Source organism: Treponema bryantii, from assembly GCF_900111035.1.
Taxonomy (GTDB): Bacteria; Spirochaetota; Spirochaetia; order Treponematales; family Treponemataceae; genus Treponema_D; species Treponema_D bryantii_C.
Genome location: NZ_FOFU01000003.1, coordinates 127,676 through 153,584, shown reverse-complemented (window position 1 = coordinate 153,584; position 25,909 = coordinate 127,676). Strand labels below are relative to the sequence as shown.

Genomic DNA, 25,909 nt, shown 5'->3' with positions numbered 1-25,909 from the left:
GTATTATCTGGGGGATAATATGCGCTTAAAGAAACTTACAGGATTATTAAACAAGAGAAAAAACGGTATCTGTGAAAATGCTGGATTTATAGGCGGTTCTGTTACAGGAATTCTCATTGGTCTGTTTGAACTTTATATTCTTCTTGTTTATAAAGATATCTTAAAATCTTCATTTGAAGGACAAGTTTCCAGATATACAGGCATGTCCATTGATATCGATTTACTTTATATTGCAACAATAATTCTGACACCTCTCTTAGTTATTATCATACACATGTTACTGGGTGTACTGTTTGGAATGAGCATTTCAAAAAAGCTAAAAGATAAAAAAATACTGATACTATTTACTTCTATCATAATTGGAATTATATTTGGATTTTTAACAACCAGTCCAATCTCAAGATTAATAACAGTCATAATTATTACTATAACCTGGTTAATTTTCGGTCTTATACAAATCTCACTTATTTCAAGATTTGAACATAAAAATGAAGAACAATAAATTAATATTCTTCCTTTTCACCCAGATTATTCTTATAGGTATATTCGAAATTATCTCTTATCTCCTGAAAATCCCCATTAATTTCTTTTCAGTGTTGTATATGTTTTTCCCATTTATAGGAGTAGTGATTACAAAACTTCATTATGGCATTCCTTTTGATTATTCTGTCGTAAAAATTAAACTTTCAAGATATTATTTATATGCAATTCTGATTCCTTTTATCATCACTTTTCTTTCAATTTGTTTTGCATTGATTTTTTATATGGACACAAAACTTTCCCTAAGTTTTTCAGGACTTTCAAAATTAGGTCTGGCAGAAAGTTCAACACCCTACACTCTTTCACAACTCGGCTTATTATTTCTAAAAAGCATAATATTAGGCTCAACTATAAATGCTTTCTTTGCATTAGGAGAAGAGACAGGCTGGAGAAGTTTTTTGGTAACCGAATTACAGCCCTCAATGAATAAATATAAGATGATAATAACCATTGGTTTTATATGGGGACTCTGGCATATACCATTGATTCTGGCAGGAAGCAACTACCCTAACTATCCGATTACAGGCAGTTTTTTAATGGTTATATTCTGCATACTGACAAATCCAATATATATATTTCTTTTGAGATCGAAATCTATAATTCCAGGGGCAATTTTTCATGGAATGATAAATGCCCTTTCATCAATATCTATTGGAATGATTGAAGGGCAGAATGTTCTTACAGTTGGGAATTTAGGTATTGCAGGGCTAACAGGTATACTTTTATTTGATATAGTTCTCTATTTTGCAAGCAGAGAAAAAAAAGAAATAAATTATTAACCTTTTACTTTGTCTTCATCATATACAATTTCGAATTCTTCGTATCTATTTAAGAAACCATGTTTATCGCCAACTTCGAGAATTGTATAAACACATTTTAATCTGTTTTTTAAGGCACCGACACCCAGATAAACTTCAGGGGCAATTGCATCATATTTTATATGCTGCTGTATTTTGGTCAGAATTTTTGCATCTCTCGCATCCAGACCTTCATATTCGGCAAGATTCAGACGTTTATTATTTTCTTGATTTATTGAATTATCAATATAGTAAAAAACAAACAGATAAGATATTAGTATCACAAGGCTGCTTGCCATTCTGAAAACCAGTTCAACAAGTAATTTCCTTACTCCAAACCTTAAGGAAACTAAAGACAGTAGAAAATATAATAAAACACTTAATGAAACTTGTATTTTCTGATTTTTGGGATTCATTCCTCTTGCAAATAAAGAAGTAATACCAACAAAAAACATAGCTGTAGCCATTGAATTCCTATAGTCAAAACTACAAATAACACAATACAAAAAGGAGATAATTGTAATAAAACCAATTTTGACCGGAAAGATAGCAAGCAATATGCAGAGAATAATACAAACACAATTTATTGAAAATACAAAATACTCAGAAAGAGAGTCTAACCCATAAATATTAGTATCAATTTCAACAATTCTAAAAATATTTGATATTAAAAGAATTATCGATGCCAAAATAGCTGAAATACGGATTCCTGTTTGGAATTTTTCTGAATAAATACTATGATTTCCCATAAATTGTTTCCATTTTTATATTTTGAGATTTTTTTATATAGTATATTATACCAAGAAATCACTCAATCTTTCTACCATGCATATGCAAAAACATCTGAATAAAACAGCTCATCCAAAGCTGGACAATCTATTTTTGAAAGTTTATTCAAAAGATCATTTTTTATTGATTTGTAATTCCATTTGCCGCTTACAAGAGGATTATAGATACCATTTTTTTCATCTTTCTGAGAAGAACGCTTATAACCTTCAAGCATCTTTAGGGCAAGCAGATTTATTCCATGCCTAATGATTTCTCTATTGCCGCCTTTAAAATTAGAAATTGCTTCAAGTCTATTAAAAATATCACTATCATCTGAAGGTACATGTGCACAGTATTTCTGGAAACCTTTTAATTCTGCAAGATACAAACATATATGGGCAATAGCTGTTCTTTCAGGATCTTCACAATTTGCAGCAAATGGAATGGTTGCAATAATCCGTGCAGTAGTACTATTAGAGAGCTGATTTTTTTCTATATCTGTAAGTCTGAAAACAATAGCAGATTCCTCTACTATGTAGTTCCATTCTGGAAGATTCCATTGTTCTACTTTTTCTGCATAGGCTAAATTTAAATCGTTCACTTTTTATTACTCCTCTATTATATTTTTTTAAAATTATATCATTGTTTTTCTATAAATAAAGGTCATAAAAAGTCATAACAGAAAAAAAATCAGTTCTAAAAAGTCTACAAACTCTCCACAATCTTCCTTAACTCGTCAACAGAAGAAATTATTGGCCGTCCCAACTGAACAGGACGCTGTGCTTCCTTAATATTTTCCGGCATTTCCGGTGCTTCACCAATTACATGACGGCAGTAATCAGAAGAAAGAGACGGATGATTATATGCAGTCAGAATAAAGGCTCCGTCCTCATCAAAAACCTCGGCGCAGTTTTCTTTAGCAGCAGCATACGCAGAAGCAGTATCCTTATCTGCAAAAACGCCGTACTTCATATAAAGCTCTTTTGCAGCCGCATCACGCTGTTCATCAGAAATATCAACAGGGAAAATAAAGTTTCGCATCATCATCTCGTTCTTTCCAAAGAAAGATTCAAGACGTTCAAGGTTAGCAGGAATTGCAGGATTAGCTTCCCCGCGGGCCTTCAAATCAACAAGAGAATCCAGAACAACAGGACTTCCAGAAGCACTACGAGCCAGCGCAGAAGTACTAGGAACATAAAAACCGTTTACTGGCAATGCAAAGCGCCAGCTGTAAAGACCGGCAATAAGACTGCCGTAATTACCTGCTCCCATAGCATAATAGAATTCACCATTAAATTTATTCTTCACCTGAGCAAAAGAATATGGGAAAAAGAAAATCTGACCAAGCAGACGGCACACATTAGTTGTATTAGCAACAGTAAGACCATGCTGCTGAACAAAGCTTCGGTCAGTAAAAACCTTTGAAATTGCAGCCTTGATTTCTGCTTCAGTTCCTTCCATTTCTACCGGGTAAATATTTCCACCGTTCCAGGCAAGGCTTTCTTCATCAAGACCACGGACAGTACCCTTTTTATAAACCAGCACAGCCTTAATATTCTTTTTTCCCTTGAGGATTTTAGACATCAGAGCACCAAGACCACCATGTGTAAAATCAACAAAAACAGCCTTGCCACCCTTCAACTGCAAAGTAGTTTCAAGATAAGAACAGAGATATGAAACACCATAATCACGGTGACAACCAGTAAAGCCATGATACATCTCTGTCATAAAAAGGCTTCCGTCCAGCTGACGAACAACAGGCTCAACAGGGAATGCGGCAGTAGCAATAGTTTCACAAATAATAGGAGAAAATTCTTCGTGCATTAAAGCCGAAGTCAAAGAACCTGCGATAGAAGAAAAAGGTGTTGTTTCATCAATGTAATAAATCCAGCGACGCATGTCCTCAATTGAACTAGGGACAAAAACACCACCGTCTTCTGGAATACAATCTCTCACCGCCTGTGAAAAACTCACAGACAAATCATTATTTCGTGTACTTGTAAATAACATGGAGTAAGTTTAACTTAAAAAAGCAAATGACTCAACTAGAAATGCATTTCCGTGAGATACGTTAGTCTTCAATGCCTGGTATATGTTTCTTGAGTTTTTCCATAAACTGTTCACCAGTTACGCCCTCTCGAAGACAGGCAAACATACAGTTATCACCGGCAACAGTTCCAAGAACCTCATCCATATTCAGATTATCAATCGCATTGCAGACAGTGTTCGCATGACCCGGGAAAGTTTTAATAACAACCGTATTTCCCGAAAAATCAATACTTACATAGCCGCGTAAAAAATCCTGAACGTAAATAGCTTCACTCTCACCATTCTCGTCCTCACCTGGCAAAGCATACTTATAACCGTTCTGTCCATCAGGTACCTTTCCAACCTTCAAAAGCTTAAGATCGCGGCTAAGAGTTGCCTGTGTTACGTCGTAGCCTTCCTTCAATAGCAGCGCAAGCAAATCATCCTGACTTTCAATAGTATTATTCTTTATAAGTGTTTTAATCGCCTTAAGGCGTGACTGTCTTTCCTTCATAATGTATAAATATACACTTTTTATGCATTTTTTACAAGAATATATGAGGGGCGGAGCCCCGCCCCCGCGGCCGCACTTCGTTGCATCCTCCCCGCTCTTATTGGAAATCCGTTAAAAAATAGCGGCAGAGGCAGGCTATGCCTGCCGACCTTTCAACGCTTTTAATTATTCAAACAAACCTTTATTCCAACATCAACTTCATGATGAATTACAAGTCCATTATTAAATCTGGTTTTAAGATTAGAAGCCTTATGTTCAAAGGCTAAATCACTATTACAATAAGCAGAATGTTCAAATCCGGCAGTATAACCTGCAAAAATATTAAAATGCTTTACAGGAGTAACTCCAGCAGCTACGCGGCCAGAAATATAACCTGCGCTTCTGAATCTATTATCTGAATCCAGGAAAAAGACATTGTTATAGAGGGCTTCCACTCCGACATTAAATATTCCGAAAGACAGTCTTGTACCAACTCCTGTAAAATTTTCAAAGTTGTAAAAGAATTCTTTTTTGAACATATTTCCATTACGGAAAGGATTATCTGTCATAAATCCAACTACAGTATAGAAATATTCCTTACCGCTGGTAAATGTATATCTTATATTGTCATTACTTGTATAAGATGCTCCAAGTTCAATAATACCGTTTTTAGAAATATTGATTAATCCAAGCTGGAAATTACATTCACCAGAACAGATATTTATCAAACCAATCTGAGCACCTTTTAGATTTCCCTTCTTAATGTTTAAAATACTGGCTGCCTGTACACCATTTGAATCTTGGCCACCAGCATAATTCATTATTCCAGCTCCCTGAAAGCCAGAAAAAGCACCCGCATTTACATTAAGTATTCCTGCAAGCTGAGAACCATCAAAGTCTCCACCATTCACATTGAAAATACCAGCACCCTGAACTCCATCAAACTCACTTGTATTCCAATTCAAAATTCCAGATAACTGAACGCCATTAACCTCATGAGTAACGTTATATAAGCTTGAAGCCTGCAAAGCATTAACCTGATATACGGTAGAACCAAGCATACCGACAGCAAATGGAGTTACTACATCTTTTTGAGAAAACAAATAAAATTCATTACTTACAAAAGAAAAAACAAATGGTGCATTAATCTTTTCTCTTTGATTTTCATTTGCAAAAAGAGAGCAGGAAACAACAGAAAGAACAACTAAAAAGATTTTTTTGATTTTATTCATATTTTTACCTCGTTGAATTAATAAACACCTAAGATACTGGTTTATGTTACATAAAACAATAAAAAAAATAAAAAAATTAGCCGATTGCATAAAAAAACTATTATATTATATTCAGGAGCAACCTATGAAAAGATTTCTTTCCGTTTTAATTTTACTCGGAACCGCTGCTGTTTTATTTGGGCAGACAAAAAATAAGGCGAATTCAAAACCATTAACCTTCTCTTCTGTAGATTTAGAAGGCAATAAGATTTCAAGTGACTTATATTCAGACAACAAACTCACAATGATAAACATCTGGGGAACATTCTGTGGCCCTTGTATCCGCGAAATGCCGGACCTTGCAAAACTCAGCGAAGAAAATAAAAGCAAAGGCGTTGAAATCATCGGAATTCCCATTGATATTGTCGACGACTGGGGAAAAGTTGATCCACGATTAAAGTCAGATGCCCTTATGATTATTCAAAAGACTGGTGTTAAATACAGAAATATCGTTCCAACAATCGATATGTTCCAGACCATGTTACGAGGAATTCAGGCTGTACCTACTACAATCTTCGTAGACAAAAACGGAAATCAGATTGGAAATGCCTATCTTGGTTCCCGAAGTCAGAAAGACTGGCAGAAAATCATAGATAAACTTTTGGAAAGCCAGAAATAGGTTTATAATAAAATCCGTATGACCGGAAAGAAAAGACTTATCATCTCAATTTCAGTTCTCTGTTTTGGACTTCTTCTGATTGCAGCAGGAATCTACCGCGGAGAAGCAGCAACTGTCTTTCAAAAAGCAACAAAACTCTGTCTTGAATGCATAGGAATAGGCTGATGAAAAAGCGAAACTCAGCCGAACTCCGCCGGGAACCAAACAAAATCAGACTTCTCATACAGCTGGCATTCACCGCCATCTCCAATGGCTATATAAAAGGCTTTGCTAAGGGACAGATTTTTACTGGAGCAACAAAATATCTGTGCGTTCCCGGAATGAACTGTTATTCGTGCCCGGGTGCACTCGGATCCTGCCCGATTGGAGCACTGCAGGCAACACTGAACGCCCGGCAGTATAAAATGTCACTGTATGTTCTGGGCTTAATGACGGTTTTCGGAACTTTACTCGGTCGTTTTGTCTGTGGCTTTCTCTGCCCCTTTGGTTTGATTCAGGATCTGCTTTTTAAGATTCCTTTTGTAAAAAAAATCCGCCGCCTGCCCGGAGAAAAAGGCCTTCGCTGGCTGCGTTTTGTTTTTCTTGGCATTTTTGTAATTTTACTTCCGCTTTTTGTAATTGATATTACAGGCCTTGGAGAGCCCTGGTTCTGTAAATGGATCTGCCCCGTGGGAACTCTAGAAGGCGGAATCCCACTCGTTCTTTTGAATAACGCAATGCGAGGGGCCGCAGGCTTTCTTTTCCGCTGGAAACTTGTGATTCTTGCAGTTACTTTACTGAGTTCTATTATTATCTACCGGCCGTTCTGCCGCTATGTCTGCCCGCTTGGCGCAGTATACGGGCTGTTCAACAAAATCTCTCTATATCGCATAAAAATCGATTCCCAAAAATGTACAGGCTGCAACACCTGCCAGAAAGCATGCCACCTCGATATCCCCGTCTGGAAAAATCCCGACAGCATGGACTGCATCCGCTGCGGAGAATGCAAAACAGCATGCCCGCATGGTGCGATTTCAACTACAGTTTTAAAATAAAAAAGACACAGAGAAAAGTCTCTGTGTCTTCTTATGCTCTGTGAGAAATGTTATCTCACACTATTTAATCAAAAGTCCAGCATACGAGTTCGTCAAGGCACGCTTCGCTTAAAGCCTTGACAAACTCGTTTAGCAGCCTTGTTATTTGATTAAAAGGCTGCTATAAGCCTTGAGAGCTCCGTCCATATTTCCAGAAAGAACAGTCTTAGCCAATTTCTTACCGAGCTGTACACCTTCCTGGTCGAAAGAGTTTACATTCCATACAAATCCCTGGAACATAACTTTGTTCTCGTAGTGAGCGAGCAAAGCACCAAGTGATTTTGGATTAAGCTGTGCACCGTAAATCAAGCTTGAAGGACGTCCACCGGCAAATGCCTTGTTTGGATTCTCATCAGTTTTACCGCAGGCAAATGCAACAATCTGAGCTGTTACGTTAGCGCAGAGTTTAACCTGGCTTGTTGAATCTTCAATTACAACATCTTCACCAGTCTGGTTCTCGCGGAATGCGATGAACTGGAGAGGAATGATGTCTGTTCCCTGGTGGAGAAGCTGATAGAATGAGTGCTGTCCGTTTGTTCCCGGTTCACCGAAAATTACAGGACCAGTTACGTAACCGAGTGGCTGACCGTCGCGGTTTACGCTCTTACCATTTGATTCCATATCAAGCTGCTGAAGGTGAGCAGGGAAACGGCTGAGAGCCTGTGAGTATGGAAGAATTGCAGTTGCAGGATAGCCCTGAACGTTTCTCTCGTAAACACCAATCAAAGCATCCATAAGAGCGGCGTTCTTTGTGATGTCCTTGTTCAAACAAAGCTTATCTTCTTCTGCAGCACCGTCGAGGAATTCCTGGAATACCTTTGGTCCGAATGCGAGGCTCAAAACAGCTCCACCTACACCAGAAGTAGAAGAATAACGGCCACCAATATAATCATCCATATAGAAAGCAGCCATATAGTCTGGATTGTGAGCGAGAGGGCTTGTTTCGCTAGTTACAGCGATCATATGCTTGCTTGCATCACAACCAGCCTTTTTAATGAAGTCTTTTACGAAAGATTCGTTTGTAAGAGTTTCAAGAGTTGTTCCTGATTTAGAAACAAGAATGAAAATTGTCTTAGAAATGTCGAGTGACTTTACAACACTTGCAGCATCATCAGGGTCTACGTTAGAGATGAAGTGTGCTTCCATTTTGAATGTATTGTTTTTCTTTGCCCAGTTTTCGAGAGCAAGGTACATAGCGCGTGGACCAAGGTCAGAACCACCAATACCAATCTGACAAACTGTTGTATATTTTTCGCCTTTTTCGTTTACAAGTTTTCCTGAATGAACATCGTTAGCAAAATCAGCAATGCGTTTTACTTCGTTGATGTAGAATTCACGTTTGTTTACACCATCAGCCATAACATCTTTACCAAGCTGACCGCGTGTAAGCTGGTGAAGAACCATGCGCTTCTCTCCAGTGTTGATAACAGCACCATCAAGAAGCTCCTGATATTTTTCTACAAGCTGCTGCTCTTCTGCGAGCTCAGCAAGAGTTTTAAGAATCTGCTCGTTTACCTGTTTAGCAGCGAAGTTGTATGTCAGCGCTCCGCCCATAGGAATAGAATATTTTGCGATTCTATCTGCAGCACCTGAACCAGAAAGTTCATCTGCTATAGAAACCATACCTTTAAGAGACTGCAACTTCTTCCATGAAGAAAGTGTGTCTGCATTTGACCATGTAGCCATAGATTTACCTCAGATAATCAAATAATTGCCGTAAATTAACTGTCGGCACAGTCTATTATAATAAATTATAAAACCTAATACAATTATTTAAGGAATATAAGTCTTTATTGCCTCTAAATAAGAGAGCGCATATTGAGAAAGAACTACATTTTTATGAGTCACAACCCCAACTTTCATATAATCATCCAGCTCAAGGGGCCTTGAAATAATACTGCTTCCATTCAATTTGCTATCAATAACACCAGAACAGACTGTATATCCATTCAAACCGATTAAAAGATTAAAAAGTGTTGCACGATCCGTTACTTTAATATTCAACTTATGATCAATTGCAGGGAGCGGCTCTTCGCCAAAGTAAAAGGAATTATATTCACCCTGTTCATAAGTCAGATACGGATAGGCTTCCAGATCCTCAAGACAGACAGTTTTCTTTTTTGCCAGCGGATTATTTTTTGAAATAAAAACATGAGGTTCTGCAGTAAACAGTTCTTTAAATACCAGATCATTTTTTTTCAGAAGTTTTAAAATTATTTCCGTATTTTTTTTATTAAGATAAAGAATACCGATTTCACTGTTTAATTTTGCAACATCATCAATAATCTGACTCGTCTGACTTTCACGTAATGTATAATCATATTCAGAGCCGCCATACTTTTTGATGACATCAACAAAAGCATTTACTGCAAAAGAATAATGCTGGCACGTTACACTGAATCTTTTCTGCTTCGTTTTATTTCCAAGATATTTTTCTTCCAGAAGTGAAGTCTGTTCAAGAACCTGTCGGGCATAACCTAAAAACTCCCTTCCCTCATTTGTAACAACAACCCCTTTATTCGTTCTTGAAAAAATAGAAATTCCTATTTCCTTTTCCAGTTCATGAATTGCAACTGTAAGACTCGGCTGTGAAATATAAACTTTCTGGCTTGCCGCCGTAACATTTCCGTATTCAGCAACGGCAACTACATATTTTAACTGCTGTATTGTCATATAAATCATTATAACACTCACCATAGTTTTTATCTATGACAAACACACAAAATTAAGTATTAGATATAATGATAGATACCTAGTATATTTATAGGCAGTAATCAAAGTGGAGGTACAATTTTGAAAACATCAGTTATAGGATTTCCAAGAGTTGGTGCAAACCGTGAACTTAAATTTGCATCAGAAAAGTATTTCGCAGGTAAAATTACTGCTGAAGAATTACAGGCTACTGCCAGAGAATTACGTAAGAATGCCTGGCTTTTGCAGAAAAATGCAGGAATTGATTTTATCAGTTCAAATGATTTTTCTTTCTACGATAACATGCTCGACACAAGCTTTATGCTCGGTGTAATTCCACAGCGCTACAAGGCACTTTGCCTCTCAAAGCTTGATACTTTCTTTGCAATGGCACGAGGTTATCAGTCAGACAAGGGAGACGTAACTGCACTTCCAATGAAAAAATGGTTCAACACAAACTATCATTATATTGTTCCAGAATTTGATGATTCAGTAGATATTCAGCTTGATGATACAAAGGCACAGGAAGAATACAACGAAGCTAAGGCTCATGGAGTTCAGACAAAGGTTGATGTAATCGGCCCATACACATTCTTAAAGCTCAGCCACTTTACAGGCAGCAAACAGCTTAAAGATTTTTCTGCAAAGACTGCAGAGGCTTATAAACAGCTTTTAGCAAATGCAAAAAGCTGGGGTGCAGAATGGATTCAGATTGATGAACCAGCTTTAGTTCTTGATATGACAGATGAAGACAAAGCTCTCTTCTCAGATTTATATAAAATCATTCTTGAAAATAAGCAGATTAAAGTTTTGCTTCAGACATATTTTGGAGATGTCCGCGATTATTATAAGGAACTTCTTTCATTTGATTTTGATGGAATCGGTCTTGATTTCGTTGAAGGAAAAGAAACTCTTAATCTTCTTAAAACCGGCACAAAAGAAAACTGTACATTATTCGCAGGTGTACTCTGCGGAAAAAACATCTGGAAAAACAACTATGCAAAAACCTCTGCCCTTCTTGAAACAATTCAGTCAAACTGGAAAGGCGAAGTTGCAATTTCAACTTCCTGCTCACTTCTTCATGTTCCATACACAGTAAAGAACGAACAGAAGCTTGATCAGAATATCTTAAAATACTTTGCATTTGCAGAAGAAAAACTTACAGAACTTTCTGATTTAGCTGCAAACAACCAGAAGGCATTCGCAGAAAATAAAGCACTTTTCGAAACAGAACGTGTTGCTAAAAATTCTGACATCGCTTCAAAGATTGCAAATCTCAAAAAAGAAGACTTTGTACGCCAGCCTGCCTTTGCAGAACGTGAAGCAATTCAGAAAAAAGAATTCCAGCTTCCTTTATTCCCTACAACAACAATCGGATCTTTCCCACAGACTCAGGATGTTCGTGCAAACCGCTCTGGCTTTAAGAAAGGAACTGTTTCAAAAGAAGATTACGTAAAGTTCAATCAGAAAAAAATTGCTGAATGTATTGCCCTTCAGGAAGAGATTGGTCTTGATGTTTTAGTTCACGGTGAATTTGAACGTAACGACATGGTTGAATACTTTGGAGAAAACCTCGACGGTTACATCTTTACACAGAATGCCTGGGTACAGTCTTATGGAACACGTTGTGTTAAACCGCCTGTAGTCTGGGGTGATGTAAGCCGAAGAAATCCAATCACAGTTGAATGGTCAAAGTTCGCTCAGAGCTGTGCAGACAAAAATTCAAAGAAGCCTGTAAAAGGAATGCTCACAGGCCCTGTAACAATTTTGAACTGGTCTTTCCCACGTGAAGATATCAGCCTCAAAGAAAGTGCATATCAGATTGCCCTTGCAATCCGCGAAGAAGTTTTAGACCTCGAAAAAGCAGGTATCAGAATCATTCAGATTGATGAAGCAGCCCTCAAGGAAAAACTTCCACTCAGAAAAGAAGACTGGCATTCAGAATATCTTGACTGGGCAATTCCTGCCTTTAATCTCGTTCACTCTGGTTGTAAACCACAGACACAGATTCACACTCACATGTGTTATTCAGAGTTCATTCCTATCATTAAAAATATTGATGATATGGATGCAGATGTTATCACCTTTGAAGCAAGCCGTTCTAACCTTGAGATTCTGAAAGCTCTTAAGGACAATAATTTCCGTACTGAAGTTGGCCCTGGAGTTTATGACATTCACTCACCTCGCGTTCCTTCAGTCGAAGAAATTGTAAATGCCGTAGAAAAAATGAAGACTTATATTCCTCAAAGCAAACTCTGGATTAACCCTGACTGTGGATTAAAAACCCGCGGTGAAACAGAAACAGTTGCAAGTCTTAAAAATCTTGTTGCAGCAGCAAAACAGGTAAGGAACTAATTTATGATAGATAACAGCATTTTCGACAATAAAACAGTTTTTTCATTCGAGGTGTTTCCTCCAAAACGCAGTTCTTCAATTGAAACTATTTATAGTACATTAGATGAACTTTCTGATCTTTCTCCGGATTTCATAAGTGTTACTTACGGAGCCGGTGGAAGTGAAAACTGCTCAAACACTCTGGAAATTGCCAAACGAATTAAAAAGTCCTGTAATGTCGAAAGTGTTGTTCATCTTCCCTGCCTTCATCTTTCAAAAGCAGAAGCAGCCACTATGCTCCAGCAATTCAGCGAGAATGGTATAGAAAACATATTAGTACTCCGTGGAGACAGAATTGAAGGTAGAGCACCTGCAGGAGATTTTCTTCATGCCTCTGATTTGAGCGGTTTTATAAAAGTAACTACGGGCAATAGCTTTCATCTTTCTGCAGCCTGCTATCCAGAAAATCATCCTGAATCAGAAAGTATTTTTTCTGATCTTAATAATCTGAAATTAAAAGTGGACAGCGGCTGCAATCATCTTATTTCACAATTGTTTTTTGATAATCATATCTTCTATAGATTTATTGAAAACTGTCGTCTTGCAGGAATAGATGCTCCTGTTGAAGCTGGAATCATGCCAGTTATAAACCGTGCACAAATTGAAAGAATGGTCAGCCGCTGCGGCGTAGTACTTCCGGAAAAGTTTAAGGTTATGCTCGATAAATATGGTGATAATGACGAAGCAATTATGGATGCAGGAATAGCCTATGCCGTAAATCAGATTATTGATTTAGTCAGTCATGGAGTTGATGGAATCCATCTTTACACTATGAACAAACCTGTTGTTGCAAGAAAGATTTATGAAGCAGTAAAGAATATTATTTCGATTCCAAAAACTCCAGCACTTGCTTCCTGAGTCTTAAATGTAATACATTTCGCCAAAGTCAGCTTTATTTTTTTCTACCAGAGTGTTGAGTGTCACAGAGTCAACATAATCGTTGATTACATGCTCAAAATCTTTCCAGTAATCGTCATTTCCAACATTGCTGATTACATTACTATGCGACTCACCTACCGGCGACAGATCACCTTCCAGAGCACGAAGAATCTCTCCGGTTGTATAATCTTCAGTTTTCTTAACAAGTCTGTAACCACCGTTGCTTCCGCGCACTCCAATCACAAGACCAGCCTTACTCAACTGAATCAGAATCTGCTCCAGATACTTTACAGAAAGATTATGTCTGTGAGACAACAGCTTAAGAGAAATAAATTTACCCTCAGGCTGTTCGGCGAGCTCTGTCATAATCAGCAGAGCATACTGTCCACGAGTTGAAATTTTATACATGTTTAATCTCCTTAAATGCCCCCTCAATACGGTTTAGCGCTTCTTCAAGTACCGGCCGGGGTGTTGCTACATTTATTCTCTGGTAATACTCCCCTTCCGGTCCAAACATAGTTCCACGATCAAGCCAGACTTTTGCCTTGTTTACAATGATGTCATCAATCTCAGAATCAGAAAGTCCAAGCTTAGAAAAATCAAGCCAGAGAAGGAAGGTTCCTTCAGGTTCAATCAGACGCACTGATGGAAGCTTTTCTGCAAGAAAGTTTCTTACAAAATCTATATTTTCTTTTAAATGTTTATGTAAATCCAAAAGCCATGGTTTACCATTTTTATATGCTGCAAGTGCCGCTGTAAGTCCCATAAGACTTGGCTCATCATAACCAGTTTTGTCCTTTTCAATTCTGAACTTATTGCGCAATACTGGATTCTTTATAAAGTTTGTAGAAAACTGAAGTCCTGCAAGATTAAATGTCTTACTTACAGACATTGAAACAATTGAGTTTTCTGCAGCTTCAGGAGAAAGGTTTGAAAACACAATATGCTTATTCGGTCCATATACAAAATCATTATGAATCTCATCTGAAAACACTATTACATTATTTCGCAGACAAATATCCGAAAGCTTCTGCAATTCCTCGCGTGTCCATACACGGCTTACAGGATTATGAGGACTGCACAAAATAAAAAGTTTTACATTGTTCTCTATAATCTTCTTTTCGAAATCTTCAAAATTAATATAGTACTTGCCTTCTTTTTCGTAGAGCGATGAAGTTACCAGCTTTCGGTTATTCAGCTCAATCATATTCTTAAACGGATAGTAAACCGGAGTCTGAATAATTACACTATCACCTTCCTGAGTAAATGCTTTGATAGCACAGGAAATTCCAAAAACTACACCCGGGGTTGTTACAAGCTCCCGACGTTCAGGTGAAAAATCATGCTCTGTCTGCATCCAGTTTTTAAGGGCAGAAAAAAAATCATCATCCAGGCAGGAATAACCGAATATTCCATGATCTACTTTATTATGAAGTGCCTCAAGAATTGCAGGCGAAGTTGGAAAGTCCATATCTGCAACCCAGAGAGAAAGCACGTCTGCAGGCTTGCCGCGAATAACTGCCAGATCAGTTTTAATACAGTTTGTTCCGTGGCGGTCAATCACGCTGTTGAAGTTATAACTCATGTGTACTCCTTTGGGGGCGTTACGGGGGCAGACTTCCCCCTCCTCTCTTAAAAAATACTAAAGATTTTTAATATAACCTATTGACTTAGTAGGTTACATGTAGTATAAAAACATTAACCTATTAAGTCAATAGGTAATTTCTATAAGTCAGAAAGGATAAGCAAAAAAAGCTTTCCGTATATAGGAGCGATTATGGCAAAAATACTGGATCAGCCGCGGTACAAATGTGCTCTTGCCGCAATGCAGACTGTTCACGCAATTACAGGTGCAATTCCTGTTTTGCACTCTGGACCTGGATGTGCTGCAAAATTAAATGATAACAACGGAACAAGCGGACGTTTCAGCCCGAATATTTTTCCGTGTAGTTCTGTAAGTGAAAAAGAAGTTGTTTTTGGTGGAACCGGAAAACTTCGTTCTACTATTGAAAATGCTCTGAAAGTTATTGATGCCGATTTATTCGTTGTCCTTTCGGGCTGTACCAGTGAAATTATTGGTGATGACATTGAAGAAGTTGCAGGCAATTTTGAAAATGCCGAAAAGCCTGTTTTATGGGCAAAAACACCTGGATTTAAAGGTAACAATTATCTTGGTCACGACTGGATTTTGAAATCAATTTTTGAACAGTATCTGGAACGTGAAGAGGTTGTTACAGCCTACTCTGATGCAGACGGAGAAGTAAAAAAAGAAAAAGGTCTTGTAAATCTTTTTGTCGCTCCTCCTCAGCAGGATCCTTACTGGCTCGGAAACCTTCGCGAAATTGAAAATCTTCTTACTGCAATCGGGCTTAAGCCAAACACAATTTTTGGATTTGGCCGCGGAATCGAAAATCTTAAAAAGATTCCTCAGGCAGAATACACAATTCTTGTTTCGCCTTGGGTTGGTCTTGAAAGTGCAAAGTATCTTGAGCGCCGTTTTGGAATTAAGCTTTTGCAGTACCCGGTTCTTCCTATTGGTGCTACAGAAACTACAAAGTTCCTTCGTACAGTTCAGGAGTTCACAGGTGCAGATAAAGAACTGACTGAAAAAGTTATCACAGAAAAAGAAGCTGAATTCTATTACTATATCGAACGCTTTGCTGACACTCTTCTTGAAACCCGTATTCTTGGAAAGCGCTTTACAGTTGCCAGCGACAGTGAATATGCAATCGCAGTAACTAAATTCCTTGTAAACGACATGGGGCTCTTCCCGGAAAAGATTTTCATTACTGATGACGCTCCAAAAGCACATCAGCAGAAGATTATTGATGAAGTAAACAACCTGAACTATGGAATTACAACTCAGGTTCAGTTTACAACAGATGGTCATGATATCCACGAGCAGATTAAAAATGCTGATTTTGCAGGCACACCTTTGATTCTCGGTTCAAACTGGGAAAAGAAGCTTGCCGCAGAACTTGGTGCTCACTTTGTAAACGTAAGCTACCCAATGCTCGAAAAACTCGTAATAAATGATCACATTGCCGGCTATTCTGGAGGACTTCACCTCCTCGAACAGATATTTACTGCTGCTATGAGTAAGCTGAAGCTGTAGGAAGGAGGACGAAAATATGCCATTTAATTTTAAGAACGCAAATATAGCAATACGCGAGAACCGACTTGGTTCAATTACAGGTTTCGTTGGAAACCTTGAAACTCTGGTAAAAAAATCTGAAGACGGAACATTACGCAACCGTGAACGCTGCTTCAGCCAGTCAAGTTCATGTCTTTCCGGCTGTGCTTTGAACGCACTTGCCGCAATCCGTAACGTTGCAGTTGTTTACCACGCTCCTGCTGGTTGTACAGCAATGGCAAGTAACGATGCTGTTAAATTTGGACAGATTGCAGCCCGCGTAAACAAAACAACAAATTCAGTTTTTGTATGTACAGACTTGAACGAAAAGGACACTGTATTCGGAGCAACAAACGACCTTCGAAAAATCATTCATCACACTTATAACACTTACAAGCCTGATGCAATCTTTGTTTCTACAAGCTGTGTTTCGGGTGTAACTGGTGAAGATGTTGACGGTGTAGCAAGCGACATTAATGACGAGCTCCCGATTCCGGTAATTCCTGTTCACTGTGAAGGTTTTAAGAGCCGCATCTGGGCCAGCGGTTTTGATATTTCTGACCACGCAGTTCTTCAGGGAATTGTTCAGCCACCAAAACAGAAACGCCGCACAATCAATATCAAGAACTTCTACGAAAGCGCACGCCCTCAGATTACAAAAATTTTTAATGAAGTATTTGATGCTGAGCCACAGTTCCTCTACTGTAATTCAACTATTGAAGAACTCAGCCACCTGAGCGAGGCTCTCGCTACGGTTTGTATCTGCGGTACTCTGGGAACCTATCTTGGTAACGCTCTTGAAGAAACTTACGGAGTTCCTTACGTTCGAACTTTGAACCACTCTGGTATCACAGGCTTCGAAACCTGGCTCCGTGCAATTGGTGACACAATTGGTAAGCGTGCAGAAGCTGAGGCTTATATCGAAAAGCAGAGAGCAATTTATCTTCCTCAGATTGAAGAAGTAACAAAGTCTCTCAAGGGACTGAGTGCTGTAATCGGTATGGGTCCTGGCTTTACTTATGAAATTGCCCGCGTTCTTCAGGAATTTGGAATGAATGTTGAATACGCTCTTGCATGGCACTACGACTACAAGTACGACAACGGCGAAGTTCCACCTGCCCTCGAACACCTTTTGAAGACTTCGCCAAAGGATATGAAGGTTGCTGTTGCAGATCAGCAGAACTACGAAGTTTTGAACATTCTCAATCACTATAAACCTGATGTTTACTTCAGCCGTCACCCTGGTACAACTGTCTGGGCAATCAAGCAGGGATATGCTGCAGTCTTTGTTGCAGATGAATACACAGTATTCGGCTACGAAGGAACTTTGAGTTTTGCAAAGCTTATCCGCGATACAGTAACAAACCGCAGTTTTGAAAAGAACCTCGCTGCCCGTATTAAGCTGCCATACACAAAGTGGTGGTACGAGCAGAATGCAGACAAGTTTATCAAGGAAGAAAATAAAAAATAGGTGCTAGGTTATAGGTGCCAGGTTATAGGGATGGGGGAAGTCTCCCCCTCGCTTCAGCCCGCGTTGCGGTCTTACGCTACCCCTTCTGCGGGCTCAAGCGCCGCCCGCAACGCCTGCTCAAAAATCCTATAACCTAAAACCTAGAACCTCTAACCTACAATCAGGAGGATTTATTATGTCAAATATCCACGACTCACTGACAGAACTCGTTGGAAATACACCGCTGGTACGACTCCACGGCTATGAAAAGAAACTTGGACTTAAGGCTCACCTTCTTGCAAAGGTCGAATACTTCAACCCGATTGGAAGCATTAAGGACCGCATTGTTCTGCGCATTATTGAAGATGCAGAACGTGAAGGAAAAATCAAACCGGGTGTAACAACTTTGATTGAATATACAAGTGGTAACACTGGAATTGCAGTAAGTGCTATTGGTGCAATGAAGGGCTATGATGTAACAATTTACCTTCAGGATGGAACAAGCCAGGAACGCTTCGACATCATGAGGGCCTTTGGTGCAAATGTAACCCGCATAAGCAATGTACCAGAAATCCAGGATGCGTTGAAAACAACAAACGGTGACTTTGTTGCCGCTACCAATATTTTGAAGCAGCATATCCGCGACCGTCAGGCTGCAGGAGAGGACATCTTCTTTGTAGACCAGATGCTCAATCCAAAAAATCCTCTGGCTCACCACGACACAACAGGCTTGGAAATCTGGGAGCAGACAGAAGGCGACCTTGCGGCAGTTGTAAGTGCTGTTGGAACAGGTGGAACAATCCGCGGAATCAGTGATTATGTGAAGTCAAAAAATCCAGCTGTAAAAGTTGTTGCAGTTGAGCCAGCACTGGATGCAACTGCCCTTACTGGTATTCACAACTTTACAGAAGTTCCACAGGAGCGCGTTCCTGTTACTGTTCGCAATACTACCGGTGTTTATGACGAGGTTCTTATTGCAACTGTAAAGCCTTCTTTCGAGGCAGCCCGAATTGTTGCAAAGTCTGATGGTGTCTTAGTTGGAAATTCAAGCGGTGCAGCTCTTTGGGGAGCAACAGAACTAGCAAAACGTCCAGAGTATGAAGGAAAGAACATTGTTGTTGTCTTCCCTGACACCGGATTACGCTATTTGAGTACAGATTTATTCAAGGAATAAAGTCTTAGGCTCAAAACCTTCTGCATACACGGTGAGCTTTGACTCACCGTCTTTATAGCCCGAACGCAAAACTGCACAGGCCTGGCCCCGGTAAGTTACAGAGGTCTCGTCTGTGTAGTTTTCGTCGGTTATCGGATTTCCGGAACCAAAGCCTGCAAGAGATGCAGGACCTTCTACTTTTGCAGTAAGTTTTATTGCTGCATCTGGCACAGTGCGACCCTCTGAATCTACAATATCAATCATAACACAGGCAGCGTCGTGGCCATCTGCCTTAAGTAATTTTTTTGCACAGGTCAATTTGATTTCTGCGCCCTGTCCCACGGTAGAAAGACTATCACGGCTAACTTCTTTGCCATCAACATAGCTCACAGCTTCTACCCTACCCGGCTCATAAACAGTTTCAAACTCCGCCAGATTCGGCATAGGCGCCTCACAAGAAACTTTCTTTCTGCCGATAGATTTTCCGTTCACAAAAACTTCAACTTCCTGAGCCCGAGAGAAAACTGCAAGCTTTACAGGCTTCCCCTCAAAACCAGGATATGTCCATTTTTTCATAAACTGAGGAAAACCCCAGAAGGTCATCATTTCTACCTTGTCGTAAGCAGCAGGATCTCTTGAGTAGAGATATGTTTTTTCAGACCCCCAAACTACACTGCGGTATTCTCCCTGAGGAAGCAGGCGTCCTGTTATATCATAATCTGCATCTTCTGCTGTACGATATGGAAAATGAGAAGTCTGCTGAGGCATGATTTCCCAAGGCTTTTTATTTACAATCGGATCATCTTTATCTGCATAAAAAGCTTTGCCAAGACCGGCTTCACCAAGATAGTCCCAGGCAGTCCAGGTAAAGTCGCCTATTACATAAGGATGACTTTCGATAAAAGGCCAGCGGTAACCAATCTGATTTGGAAAATTTTCAGAACCAAGAATTACACGCTGAGGAAACATTTCATGATCTTTTTCGTATTGGTCTTCCATGTAATTATAGCCAACGATATCAAGACCGTTTGTAAATGGCTCAGTTGCTTTTTCCCAGAGATTTTCATAAACACCGATATTTACATTCTGTGCCAGATACTGTCCGCTGGCAAGCTTATCATCAAGGCCGCTCCACATAGAGCAGATTCCATTACTTACAGGTCTTGTTGGGTCCAGCTCTTTAATAGCTCGGGCTAACTGAGTTGCACGGCTATAGCCCTTTGCAAGTCCTCCTCGTTCCGGTATTTCATTTCCTGTAGACCATATAACTACAGCAGGGCTGCTTCGGTCTCGCTTTACAAAAGCAGTTAAATCTTTTTTCCAGTTTGCTTCAAAATACTGACTGTAGTCTCCGGCCCTCTTTCCTACCCACCAGGCATCAAAGGCTTCATCAAAAATATACATACCAAGTCTTTCGCAGGCTTCTACAAGAACAGAAGACGGCGGATTGTGAGCTGTTCTGATTGCATTAAAGCCCACTTCCTTAAGCTTACGGATTTTTCTGGCTTCTGCTTCATATAAAGAAACTGCACCCAAAAGACCGTTATCGTGATGCAGACAGCCTCCCTTAAGCTTTACGCTTTTTCCGTTTATCAAAAGACCTCGCTCAGCATCTGCAGAAATAGTACGCACACCAAAAAGAAGCTCTGCTTCATCTGCAGGAATATCATCTTTTTCTTCAAGGCGGATGCGGTACTCACCATTACTTTTTACGGTGGCCTTTAGCTTATAAAGATTTGGATTATCACAATCCCATACTTTTGGATTTTTCAGATTTATTGAAAGATATGCTTTTTCGCGGGAATTAGCAGCGACAAAAATCACAGACTTTGATAAGGCTGCAACAGTCTCTTCGCCATCAGGAATCAGTTCCGTGCAAACTTCCACCAGTCTGTTTTCCTGTGTATCATTTACAACTTCAACTTGAGCTTTTACAAAAGCTGTGTCTCCGGAAGCTTCGCTTGTATAAGCATAAATGCCATCATCAGCAATATAAAGCAGAGGACTGCGGCAAAGCATAACTCCCCGGTAAAGTCCAAGGCCTGTGTACCAGCGGGAATTACTTACCGAGCCGGAGTTTACATTCACGGTAATTCTGTTTTCTTCACCGTATGCAAGATAAGGAGTGATATCAACATAAAAAGGAGCATAACCGTAATTCTGGCCGGCAACCTTGCAGCCATTTATATCAACGGTAGCATTCATCATTACGCCGTCAAACTTGAGTCCCAGCTTCTGTCCCTTCCATTCAGCGGGCACAAAAAGAAACTTTGTGTAATTACAGATTCCGCCATTAAAAAAACCACTGTCACAGGCTGCATAACAATCTTTAGAAACTTCAGTTCCAATCATAGCGTCGTGGGGAAGATTAACCTGAAGGCCTTTGTCATTTTCCAGGTTGCCAACAGAATCAAGATAGCCCCATCTGAAGGTCCAGTTTTCATCGAGAGATATTTTTTTCATAAATGCTCCATTTTTTAGTTAAACGTTTAACCTTATTGTAATATGATTTTTGACAGATTACAACTAGATTTTGTAGATTGCCACTTCTGCAGCCCGCAATCCATTATGATTATTGACAATTCAGATAACAAAATATAAACTAAGTATTACCTAGTATTTTTATAGGTTATTATAGCAAAAACAAATTTTCGGAGACAATATGACACTCCAGCAAATTCGATACATTATTGGCGTAGCAGAAGCAGGTTCTTTGAACAAGGCTTCTGAAAAGCTTTTTGTCTCCCAGCCTTCCCTCACCAGCTCGGTACACGATGCCGAAGGTGAGCTGGGGTTTGAAGTTTTTCACAGAACCTCACGCGGAGTAAAGGCTACTGAACGTGGAGCCGACTTTATCCGCGATGCCAGAGAGTTTTACAAGCAATACGAAAACCTCATAAAAAAATATTCAGCAAGCGGCAAAAAGGCATTTTCTGTTTCTACCCTTTACTATGCATTTGCCCGCACTGCCTTTGTTGAAATTGTAAAGCAGTTCTCCCGCGAATCTTATGATTTTGCTTTCCGCGAAAAAAAAGCCTCAGGCGTTATTGCAGATGTTGCCCTTGGTAAAAGCGAACTGGGTATTTTATATCTGAGCGATTCGAACCGTGAATCCATTCAAAAAACTTTAAGAACCAACAATCTTGAATTTCATCATCTTACAGAATGCAACGCTTTTGTTTATCTTCACAAAAATCATCCGCTTGCAAAAAAAGAAAGCCTTTCACTGAATGAGCTTTCTGACTATCATTTTGTTACCTTTGATACAGATGATGTAAAATCCTTTTTTTCAGAAGAAGTAATTTCTCGCTTTGGACTGGACAAGGCAATTACCGTTGCAGACCGGGCAACTGAGCTTAATCTTTTGCAGACCTTAAACGGCTACACCTTTTTGTCAGGAGTGTTTGGGGAAGAAAGCAATGAGTCCACAGAGGATTTTGTATTAATTCCCCTGCAGAATCATGATGAAAAGATCAGCCACAGTTTTGAGCTAGGCTACATCACAAAAAAAGTTGCCCGCATGGATAACATCAGTTTGACCTATATTGATACCATCCGCCGCATCCTGCATATTGCAGGCTTTACCTGCTGAGGACATTAGCTGCAAATTAATTCACCGCAACAAATTTTCTGATTCTATGAGTTACCCCAAGTCTTTCGCATAGACGGCTGCACTCCTCTTCATCTTCTTTTGAGATTGTCGTGGCAACTGTACTCAGCACAACCTTAGGAACAAAGTTTTTTGCCTGCTCTGCAAAAGCCAGCATTGCAGGAAAAGCTTTTCCCTTAAATACCGGACGAACAGTTTTTTCGTAGATTTCTGGATTACTTGAATTCAGGCTTATGGAAAGAGCATCTATTTTCCCGGCCAGAAGAGGAGCAACAGGCTTTTTGTTTATTAAATCAGCAAGTCCGTTTGTATTAATGCGTACCGGCAGAGAATAATTTGCCTTCAAAAAAGCAGCTACTTCAAGAAGCACATCCAGAGCCTCTGTCGGTTCACCGTAACCACAGAAAACAAATTCTTTGTAGTTTTTGAAACGTTCAAGTTTTGCCTCTTCTTTTATGGCAGCAATCACTTCGGCCGCCGTAGGTTCATGCTCAAGCCAGAGAGTATCTACATTATCAAACTCTGCCCCGCTTACTTTCTGACGGATGCAAAAAGTGCATGCACAAGGGCAGCGATTTGTAAGATTTATATAAAGGCCATTGTATTCGGGGTAGATGATTGTCATTGATTTTTTCATAAGAGTGATTATTCTACAAGATTTATGAACTGTCAATTATTAAAAAAATCTATAACTAATATATAAAACTACTATTAGTCAAAGATTAGAAAATTATATATAACCTAGTACAACGGTAGGAAATAAAAAAACTTACCAGGAGGTTATATGAAAAAGAGTTTTTTAAAATCGGTTGCAGTTATTCTTGTTGCAAGTTTCATTGCATCAGGAGCCTTTGCTGCTTCTAAAAAAGAAAAAAAGAGCAAAACAAAAGTTCAGACAATTCTTGTTGGCACAGGTTCCAGTGCGCCTCTTTACTGTTATCTTGATGACAAGGGAGAACTTGCAGGCTTTGAAATTGATGTAATCAAGGCCATTGATGAACTTCTTCCACAGTATAAATTCGAATTCCAGATTTTTGATTTCAAAAATATTCTTCTTGCCCTAGCAGCTGGAAAAATTGATATTGGTGCTCACATGTATGAATCTAATCCTGAGCGTCGTAAGAATTATCTTTTTACAGAATATGGCTACAATGATTTTTCAAAATATATTGTAGTTCTAAAAGAGAATACAGAAGTAAAATCTCTCAAGGATTTAGTTGGTAAAACAGCACAGGCTTCTACAGGAAGTGCAACAGGAGCAATTCTTCAGCACTGGAATGAAGATCATCCAAACGAACAGATTAATGCCGTTCTTACAAGCACACTTACAAACGAGCAGATTGTTGCTTCAATGAAGAATGGTACTTATGATGCTTTCTTCTCTAACATTCCAAGCTTCAATCAGCTTCAAAAAGAGTACGGCGGAATTTTCCGTCTTGTAGAAGAACCTATTTCAACATCAGCTTCTTACTTCATTTTCAATCTTGATAATCCAACTCTTAAAGCTGATGTTGATGTAGCCCTTAAACAGCTTATTGATTCTGGTGAGCTCTCAAAACTCGCAATCAAAAATCTTGGCTCTGATACAACAAAAAATATCAATAAATAAAAGTTTATAAAAAAAGTCTGGAGGTAAAAATGGCAGATTTGTTTTCATGGCAGCGAGTTGTTAAAAATTTTCCAATATTGATTACAAAGCTGCCGGTTACCTTTGAAATTGTTGCAGTCGCATTTTCCCTTGGATTCATACTTGCACTTCTGATTGCAACAACACGAATTAAAAAAGTTCCGCTTCTGAACCAGATTCTTACAGTTTTTATTTCTTTCGAAAGAGGCACTCCCCTTCTGGTTCAGATGCTTGTAGTTTATTATGCATTTCCTATTGTCCTTTATAAAGCTTTTGGAATTGATTCACGACGATGGGAAAAAATTATCTTTGTTGATTTAGCCTTGATTTTAAATCAGGGAGTTTTCCTTGGAGAAATATTTAGAGGCGCAATTCTTGCAGTTCCAAAAGGACAAAAGGAAGCAGCCCTTGCCTGTGGTATTTCAGATTTTAAGGCCTTTATAAAAATCATTCTTCCACAGGCAATAAGAATAGCCCTTCCTTCAACAGGGCTCACTTTGATAGGGCTTTTTCAGGAAACATCTTTAGTTTACATGCTTGGTGTAATGGACATCATGGGACGTGCAAGTGCACTTGGTGCAACCAGCGGTCACAATCTGGAAAGCTATCTGATTATTGCACTTATCTTTGTACTTATTAATTTTGGACTTACGGCCATTACAACAAAAATTGATAAAAACCTTACTTACGGTACTAAAAACCTTACAGGGAGAGCAGCATGAAATTCAGTCTTGAATATTTATGGAAGTGTATTCTTTCGGGCATAATTTATATTCCAGTTACACTCAAACTTGCATTGATTCCCCTTGCCCTTGCAATTGTTTTTGGAACACTGATTGCTCTGGCCCGCATTTTTAAGGTGCCGGTTGTAGAAAAGTTATTTAAGATTTTTGTTGCAATATATTCGGGAATTCCAGGTGTTGTGACAATGCTGATTTTTCATTTAATTTACCTGAGTCTTTTTAAACCAGCTAAAAATGGAATAATGCTTCTCGCCTACTTCACCTTTACTTTAGGAAGAACAATTGTTGTCAGCGAATCTGTTAGAGGTGCCTTTCTTTCTATTCCAAAAGGACAGTATGAAGCATCTTATGCCTGCGGTCTTTCTACTTTTCAGACACTAAAAAAAATCATTATCCCGCAGGTGATTCCGGTTGCACTTCCGGCACTTACAAACAATACTCTTGGTTCGATTAAGAACACTTCAATCGTTCTAGTTCTTGGAATTGTTGATGTTTTGAATGGAGCTACGATTCCCTGTGCAGACACATACAGCTATGTAGAAGGTTATGTAGCAGCCGCAATTATCTATTGGGTAATTAATGCCATTGTAGAGTTTTTCCTTGTTCATCTGGAAAAACATCTTTCTAAGAAAAAATAGGG

25 protein-coding genes are annotated in these 25,909 nt (G+C 39.1%); 14 read left to right on the top strand and 11 right to left on the bottom strand.

Features of this window, described 5'->3' with window-relative positions; genetic code table 11:
- The first annotated feature begins 19 nt into the window (after positions 1–19).
- Together BMY21_RS07170 and BMY21_RS07165 are read left to right on the top strand one after the other, a co-directional pair.
- Complete coding sequence (locus BMY21_RS07170) at positions 20–502, top strand: hypothetical protein (RefSeq protein ID WP_074642254.1); 483 nt, start codon at positions 20–22, stop codon at positions 500–502.
- On the top strand, positions 489–1,319 hold the full coding sequence (locus BMY21_RS07165) for a CPBP family intramembrane glutamic endopeptidase (RefSeq protein WP_074642251.1): 831 nt from the start codon (positions 489–491) through the stop codon (positions 1,317–1,319). The genes BMY21_RS07170 and BMY21_RS07165 overlap by 14 nt, the downstream gene beginning before the upstream one ends.
- Here BMY21_RS07165 and BMY21_RS07160 read toward each other — a convergent pair.
- From BMY21_RS07160 to BMY21_RS07140, 5 genes are all read right to left on the bottom strand, one after another.
- Positions 1,316–2,086: a hypothetical protein gene (locus tag BMY21_RS07160; protein WP_074642248.1), complete on the bottom strand. Its 771-nt coding sequence runs from the start codon at positions 2,084–2,086 to the stop codon at positions 1,316–1,318. The genes BMY21_RS07165 and BMY21_RS07160 overlap by 4 nt on opposite strands.
- Before the next feature lie 71 nt (positions 2,087–2,157).
- Positions 2,158–2,706, bottom strand: coding sequence for a hypothetical protein (locus BMY21_RS07155; protein ID WP_074642246.1), 549 nt, complete (start codon positions 2,704–2,706; stop codon positions 2,158–2,160).
- A 104-nt stretch (positions 2,707–2,810) separates the two neighbouring features.
- Positions 2,811–4,115 carry a PALP domain-containing protein gene (locus BMY21_RS07150; RefSeq protein ID WP_074642243.1) on the bottom strand — a complete coding sequence of 435 codons (1,305 nt, stop codon included), beginning with the start codon at positions 4,113–4,115 and terminating at the stop codon, positions 2,811–2,813.
- A gap of 61 nt (positions 4,116–4,176) precedes the next feature.
- Complete coding sequence (gene argR / locus BMY21_RS07145; protein WP_074642241.1) at positions 4,177–4,647, bottom strand: arginine repressor; 471 nt, start codon at positions 4,645–4,647, stop codon at positions 4,177–4,179.
- 161 nt (positions 4,648–4,808) lie between these two features.
- Positions 4,809–5,858: a hypothetical protein gene (locus BMY21_RS07140; protein WP_074642238.1), complete on the bottom strand. Its 1,050-nt coding sequence runs from the start codon at positions 5,856–5,858 to the stop codon at positions 4,809–4,811.
- Positions 5,859–5,982: 124 nt separating this feature from the next.
- Between BMY21_RS07140 and BMY21_RS07135 the strand changes: the two genes are divergently transcribed.
- The 3 genes from BMY21_RS07135 to BMY21_RS07130 are packed head-to-tail and all read left to right on the top strand — an operon-like array spanning position 5,983 to position 7,550.
- Entirely contained in the window at positions 5,983–6,516 is a 534-nt protein-coding gene (locus tag BMY21_RS07135; protein WP_074642236.1) for a TlpA family protein disulfide reductase, read from the top strand.
- Positions 6,517–6,534: 18 nt separating this feature from the next.
- A complete protein-coding gene (locus BMY21_RS15825; RefSeq protein WP_177177727.1) occupies positions 6,535–6,681 on the top strand; it encodes a CD1871A family CXXC motif-containing protein in 147 nt (48 codons plus the stop codon).
- Positions 6,681–7,550, top strand: a complete 870-nt coding sequence (locus BMY21_RS07130; protein ID WP_074642233.1) for a 4Fe-4S binding protein — start codon at positions 6,681–6,683, stop codon at positions 7,548–7,550. Before BMY21_RS15825 ends, BMY21_RS07130 begins: the two co-directional genes overlap by 1 nt.
- Positions 7,551–7,691: 141 nt before the next feature.
- On the opposite strand, the gene BMY21_RS07125 is transcribed toward BMY21_RS07130, so the two are convergent.
- Both BMY21_RS07125 and BMY21_RS07120 read right to left on the bottom strand, forming a co-directional pair.
- Entirely contained in the window at positions 7,692–9,275 is a 1,584-nt protein-coding gene (locus BMY21_RS07125) for a glucose-6-phosphate isomerase (protein ID WP_074642229.1), read from the bottom strand.
- 87 nt (positions 9,276–9,362) lie between these two features.
- Positions 9,363–10,262 (bottom strand): LysR family transcriptional regulator, encoded by a 900-nt coding sequence (locus BMY21_RS07120; RefSeq protein ID WP_074642713.1) that lies wholly within the window; start codon positions 10,260–10,262, stop codon positions 9,363–9,365.
- 120 nt (positions 10,263–10,382) lie between these two features.
- Between BMY21_RS07120 and metE the strand changes: the two genes are divergently transcribed.
- Together metE and metF are read left to right on the top strand one after the other, a co-directional pair.
- Positions 10,383–12,635: a 5-methyltetrahydropteroyltriglutamate--homocysteine S-methyltransferase gene (gene metE / locus BMY21_RS07115; RefSeq protein ID WP_074642227.1), complete on the top strand. Its 2,253-nt coding sequence runs from the start codon at positions 10,383–10,385 to the stop codon at positions 12,633–12,635.
- A 3-nt stretch (positions 12,636–12,638) separates the two neighbouring features.
- Positions 12,639–13,532, top strand: a complete 894-nt coding sequence (metF, locus tag BMY21_RS07110; RefSeq protein ID WP_074642225.1) for a methylenetetrahydrofolate reductase [NAD(P)H] — start codon at positions 12,639–12,641, stop codon at positions 13,530–13,532.
- Positions 13,533–13,535: 3 nt separating this feature from the next.
- Here metF and BMY21_RS07105 read toward each other — a convergent pair whose 3' ends face one another.
- Both BMY21_RS07105 and BMY21_RS07100 read right to left on the bottom strand, forming a co-directional pair.
- Positions 13,536–13,961, bottom strand: coding sequence for an RrF2 family transcriptional regulator (locus tag BMY21_RS07105; RefSeq protein ID WP_074642223.1), 426 nt, complete (start codon positions 13,959–13,961; stop codon positions 13,536–13,538).
- Positions 13,954–15,138, bottom strand: coding sequence for a MalY/PatB family protein (locus tag BMY21_RS07100; protein ID WP_074642221.1), 1,185 nt, complete (start codon positions 15,136–15,138; stop codon positions 13,954–13,956). Before BMY21_RS07100 ends, BMY21_RS07105 begins: the two co-directional genes overlap by 8 nt.
- A gap of 192 nt (positions 15,139–15,330) precedes the next feature.
- On the opposite strand from BMY21_RS07100, the gene BMY21_RS07095 reads away from it, so the two are divergent.
- From BMY21_RS07095 to BMY21_RS07085, 3 genes are all read left to right on the top strand, one after another.
- Positions 15,331–16,668 carry a nitrogenase component 1 gene (locus BMY21_RS07095; protein ID WP_074642219.1) on the top strand — a complete coding sequence of 446 codons (1,338 nt, stop codon included), beginning with the start codon at positions 15,331–15,333 and terminating at the stop codon, positions 16,666–16,668.
- A gap of 16 nt (positions 16,669–16,684) precedes the next feature.
- Positions 16,685–18,157 carry a nitrogenase component 1 gene (locus BMY21_RS07090; protein WP_074642217.1) on the top strand — a complete coding sequence of 491 codons (1,473 nt, stop codon included), beginning with the start codon at positions 16,685–16,687 and terminating at the stop codon, positions 18,155–18,157.
- A 175-nt stretch (positions 18,158–18,332) separates the two neighbouring features.
- On the top strand, positions 18,333–19,310 hold the full coding sequence (locus tag BMY21_RS07085; protein WP_074642216.1) for a PLP-dependent cysteine synthase family protein: 978 nt from the start codon (positions 18,333–18,335) through the stop codon (positions 19,308–19,310).
- Here BMY21_RS07085 and BMY21_RS07080 read toward each other — a convergent pair.
- Positions 19,296–21,752 (bottom strand): glycoside hydrolase family 2 TIM barrel-domain containing protein, encoded by a 2,457-nt coding sequence (locus BMY21_RS07080; protein WP_074642214.1) that lies wholly within the window; start codon positions 21,750–21,752, stop codon positions 19,296–19,298. The two genes, BMY21_RS07085 and BMY21_RS07080, sit on opposite strands and share 15 nt — an antisense overlap.
- A gap of 199 nt (positions 21,753–21,951) precedes the next feature.
- On the opposite strand from BMY21_RS07080, the gene BMY21_RS07075 reads away from it, so the two are divergent.
- Positions 21,952–22,881 (top strand): LysR family transcriptional regulator, encoded by a 930-nt coding sequence (locus BMY21_RS07075; RefSeq protein WP_074642213.1) that lies wholly within the window; start codon positions 21,952–21,954, stop codon positions 22,879–22,881.
- A gap of 16 nt (positions 22,882–22,897) precedes the next feature.
- Here the strand turns inward: BMY21_RS07075 and BMY21_RS07070 are convergent, their stop codons facing one another.
- The gene (locus tag BMY21_RS07070; RefSeq protein ID WP_083379771.1) at positions 22,898–23,536 is read right to left on the bottom strand and encodes a TatD family nuclease-associated radical SAM protein; all 639 of its coding nucleotides are present in this window, start codon (positions 23,534–23,536) and stop codon (positions 22,898–22,900) included.
- Between the two features lie 147 nt (positions 23,537–23,683).
- Here BMY21_RS07070 and BMY21_RS07065 point away from each other — a divergent pair, with 147 nt between their 5' ends.
- From BMY21_RS07065 to BMY21_RS07055, 3 genes are read left to right on the top strand one after another with little or no spacing between them, the layout of a single operon-like run.
- Complete coding sequence (locus tag BMY21_RS07065; protein WP_074642209.1) at positions 23,684–24,508, top strand: transporter substrate-binding domain-containing protein; 825 nt, start codon at positions 23,684–23,686, stop codon at positions 24,506–24,508.
- Positions 24,509–24,537: 29 nt separating this feature from the next.
- Positions 24,538–25,248, top strand: a complete 711-nt coding sequence (locus BMY21_RS07060) for an amino acid ABC transporter permease (RefSeq protein ID WP_074642208.1) — start codon at positions 24,538–24,540, stop codon at positions 25,246–25,248.
- Positions 25,245–25,907, top strand: coding sequence for an amino acid ABC transporter permease (locus tag BMY21_RS07055; protein WP_074642206.1), 663 nt, complete (start codon positions 25,245–25,247; stop codon positions 25,905–25,907). The genes BMY21_RS07060 and BMY21_RS07055 overlap by 4 nt, the downstream gene beginning before the upstream one ends.
- Positions 25,908–25,909 lie beyond the last annotated feature (2 nt).

Coding starts and splice junctions, on each gene's coding strand:
- BMY21_RS07085 (WP_074642216.1), top strand. CDS start 18,333: ATGTCAAATATCCACGACTCACTGACAGAACTCGTTGGAAATACACCG.
- BMY21_RS07080 (WP_074642214.1), bottom strand. CDS start 21,752: ATGAAAAAAATATCTCTCGATGAAAACTGGACCTTCAGATGGGGCTAT.
- BMY21_RS07060 (WP_074642208.1), top strand. CDS start 24,538: ATGGCAGATTTGTTTTCATGGCAGCGAGTTGTTAAAAATTTTCCAATA.
- BMY21_RS07095 (WP_074642219.1), top strand. CDS start 15,331: ATGGCAAAAATACTGGATCAGCCGCGGTACAAATGTGCTCTTGCCGCA.
- BMY21_RS07090 (WP_074642217.1), top strand. CDS start 16,685: ATGCCATTTAATTTTAAGAACGCAAATATAGCAATACGCGAGAACCGA.
- BMY21_RS07075 (WP_074642213.1), top strand. CDS start 21,952: ATGACACTCCAGCAAATTCGATACATTATTGGCGTAGCAGAAGCAGGT.
- BMY21_RS07140 (WP_074642238.1), bottom strand. CDS start 5,858: ATGAATAAAATCAAAAAAATCTTTTTAGTTGTTCTTTCTGTTGTTTCC.
- BMY21_RS07150 (WP_074642243.1), bottom strand. CDS start 4,115: ATGTTATTTACAAGTACACGAAATAATGATTTGTCTGTGAGTTTTTCA.
- BMY21_RS07065 (WP_074642209.1), top strand. CDS start 23,684: ATGAAAAAGAGTTTTTTAAAATCGGTTGCAGTTATTCTTGTTGCAAGT.
- argR (WP_074642241.1), bottom strand. CDS start 4,647: ATGAAGGAAAGACAGTCACGCCTTAAGGCGATTAAAACACTTATAAAG.
- BMY21_RS07100 (WP_074642221.1), bottom strand. CDS start 15,138: ATGAGTTATAACTTCAACAGCGTGATTGACCGCCACGGAACAAACTGT.
- BMY21_RS07120 (WP_074642713.1), bottom strand. CDS start 10,262: ATGACAATACAGCAGTTAAAATATGTAGTTGCCGTTGCTGAATACGGA.
- BMY21_RS07105 (WP_074642223.1), bottom strand. CDS start 13,961: ATGTATAAAATTTCAACTCGTGGACAGTATGCTCTGCTGATTATGACA.
- BMY21_RS07135 (WP_074642236.1), top strand. CDS start 5,983: ATGAAAAGATTTCTTTCCGTTTTAATTTTACTCGGAACCGCTGCTGTT.
- BMY21_RS15825 (WP_177177727.1), top strand. CDS start 6,535: ATGACCGGAAAGAAAAGACTTATCATCTCAATTTCAGTTCTCTGTTTT.
- BMY21_RS07165 (WP_074642251.1), top strand. CDS start 489: ATGAAGAACAATAAATTAATATTCTTCCTTTTCACCCAGATTATTCTT.
- BMY21_RS07125 (WP_074642229.1), bottom strand. CDS start 9,275: ATGGCTACATGGTCAAATGCAGACACACTTTCTTCATGGAAGAAGTTG.
- BMY21_RS07055 (WP_074642206.1), top strand. CDS start 25,245: ATGAAATTCAGTCTTGAATATTTATGGAAGTGTATTCTTTCGGGCATA.
- BMY21_RS07070 (WP_083379771.1), bottom strand. CDS start 23,536: ATGAAAAAATCAATGACAATCATCTACCCCGAATACAATGGCCTTTAT.
- BMY21_RS07170 (WP_074642254.1), top strand. CDS start 20: ATGCGCTTAAAGAAACTTACAGGATTATTAAACAAGAGAAAAAACGGT.
- BMY21_RS07160 (WP_074642248.1), bottom strand. CDS start 2,086: ATGGGAAATCATAGTATTTATTCAGAAAAATTCCAAACAGGAATCCGT.
- BMY21_RS07130 (WP_074642233.1), top strand. CDS start 6,681: ATGAAAAAGCGAAACTCAGCCGAACTCCGCCGGGAACCAAACAAAATC.
- metF (WP_074642225.1), top strand. CDS start 12,639: ATGATAGATAACAGCATTTTCGACAATAAAACAGTTTTTTCATTCGAG.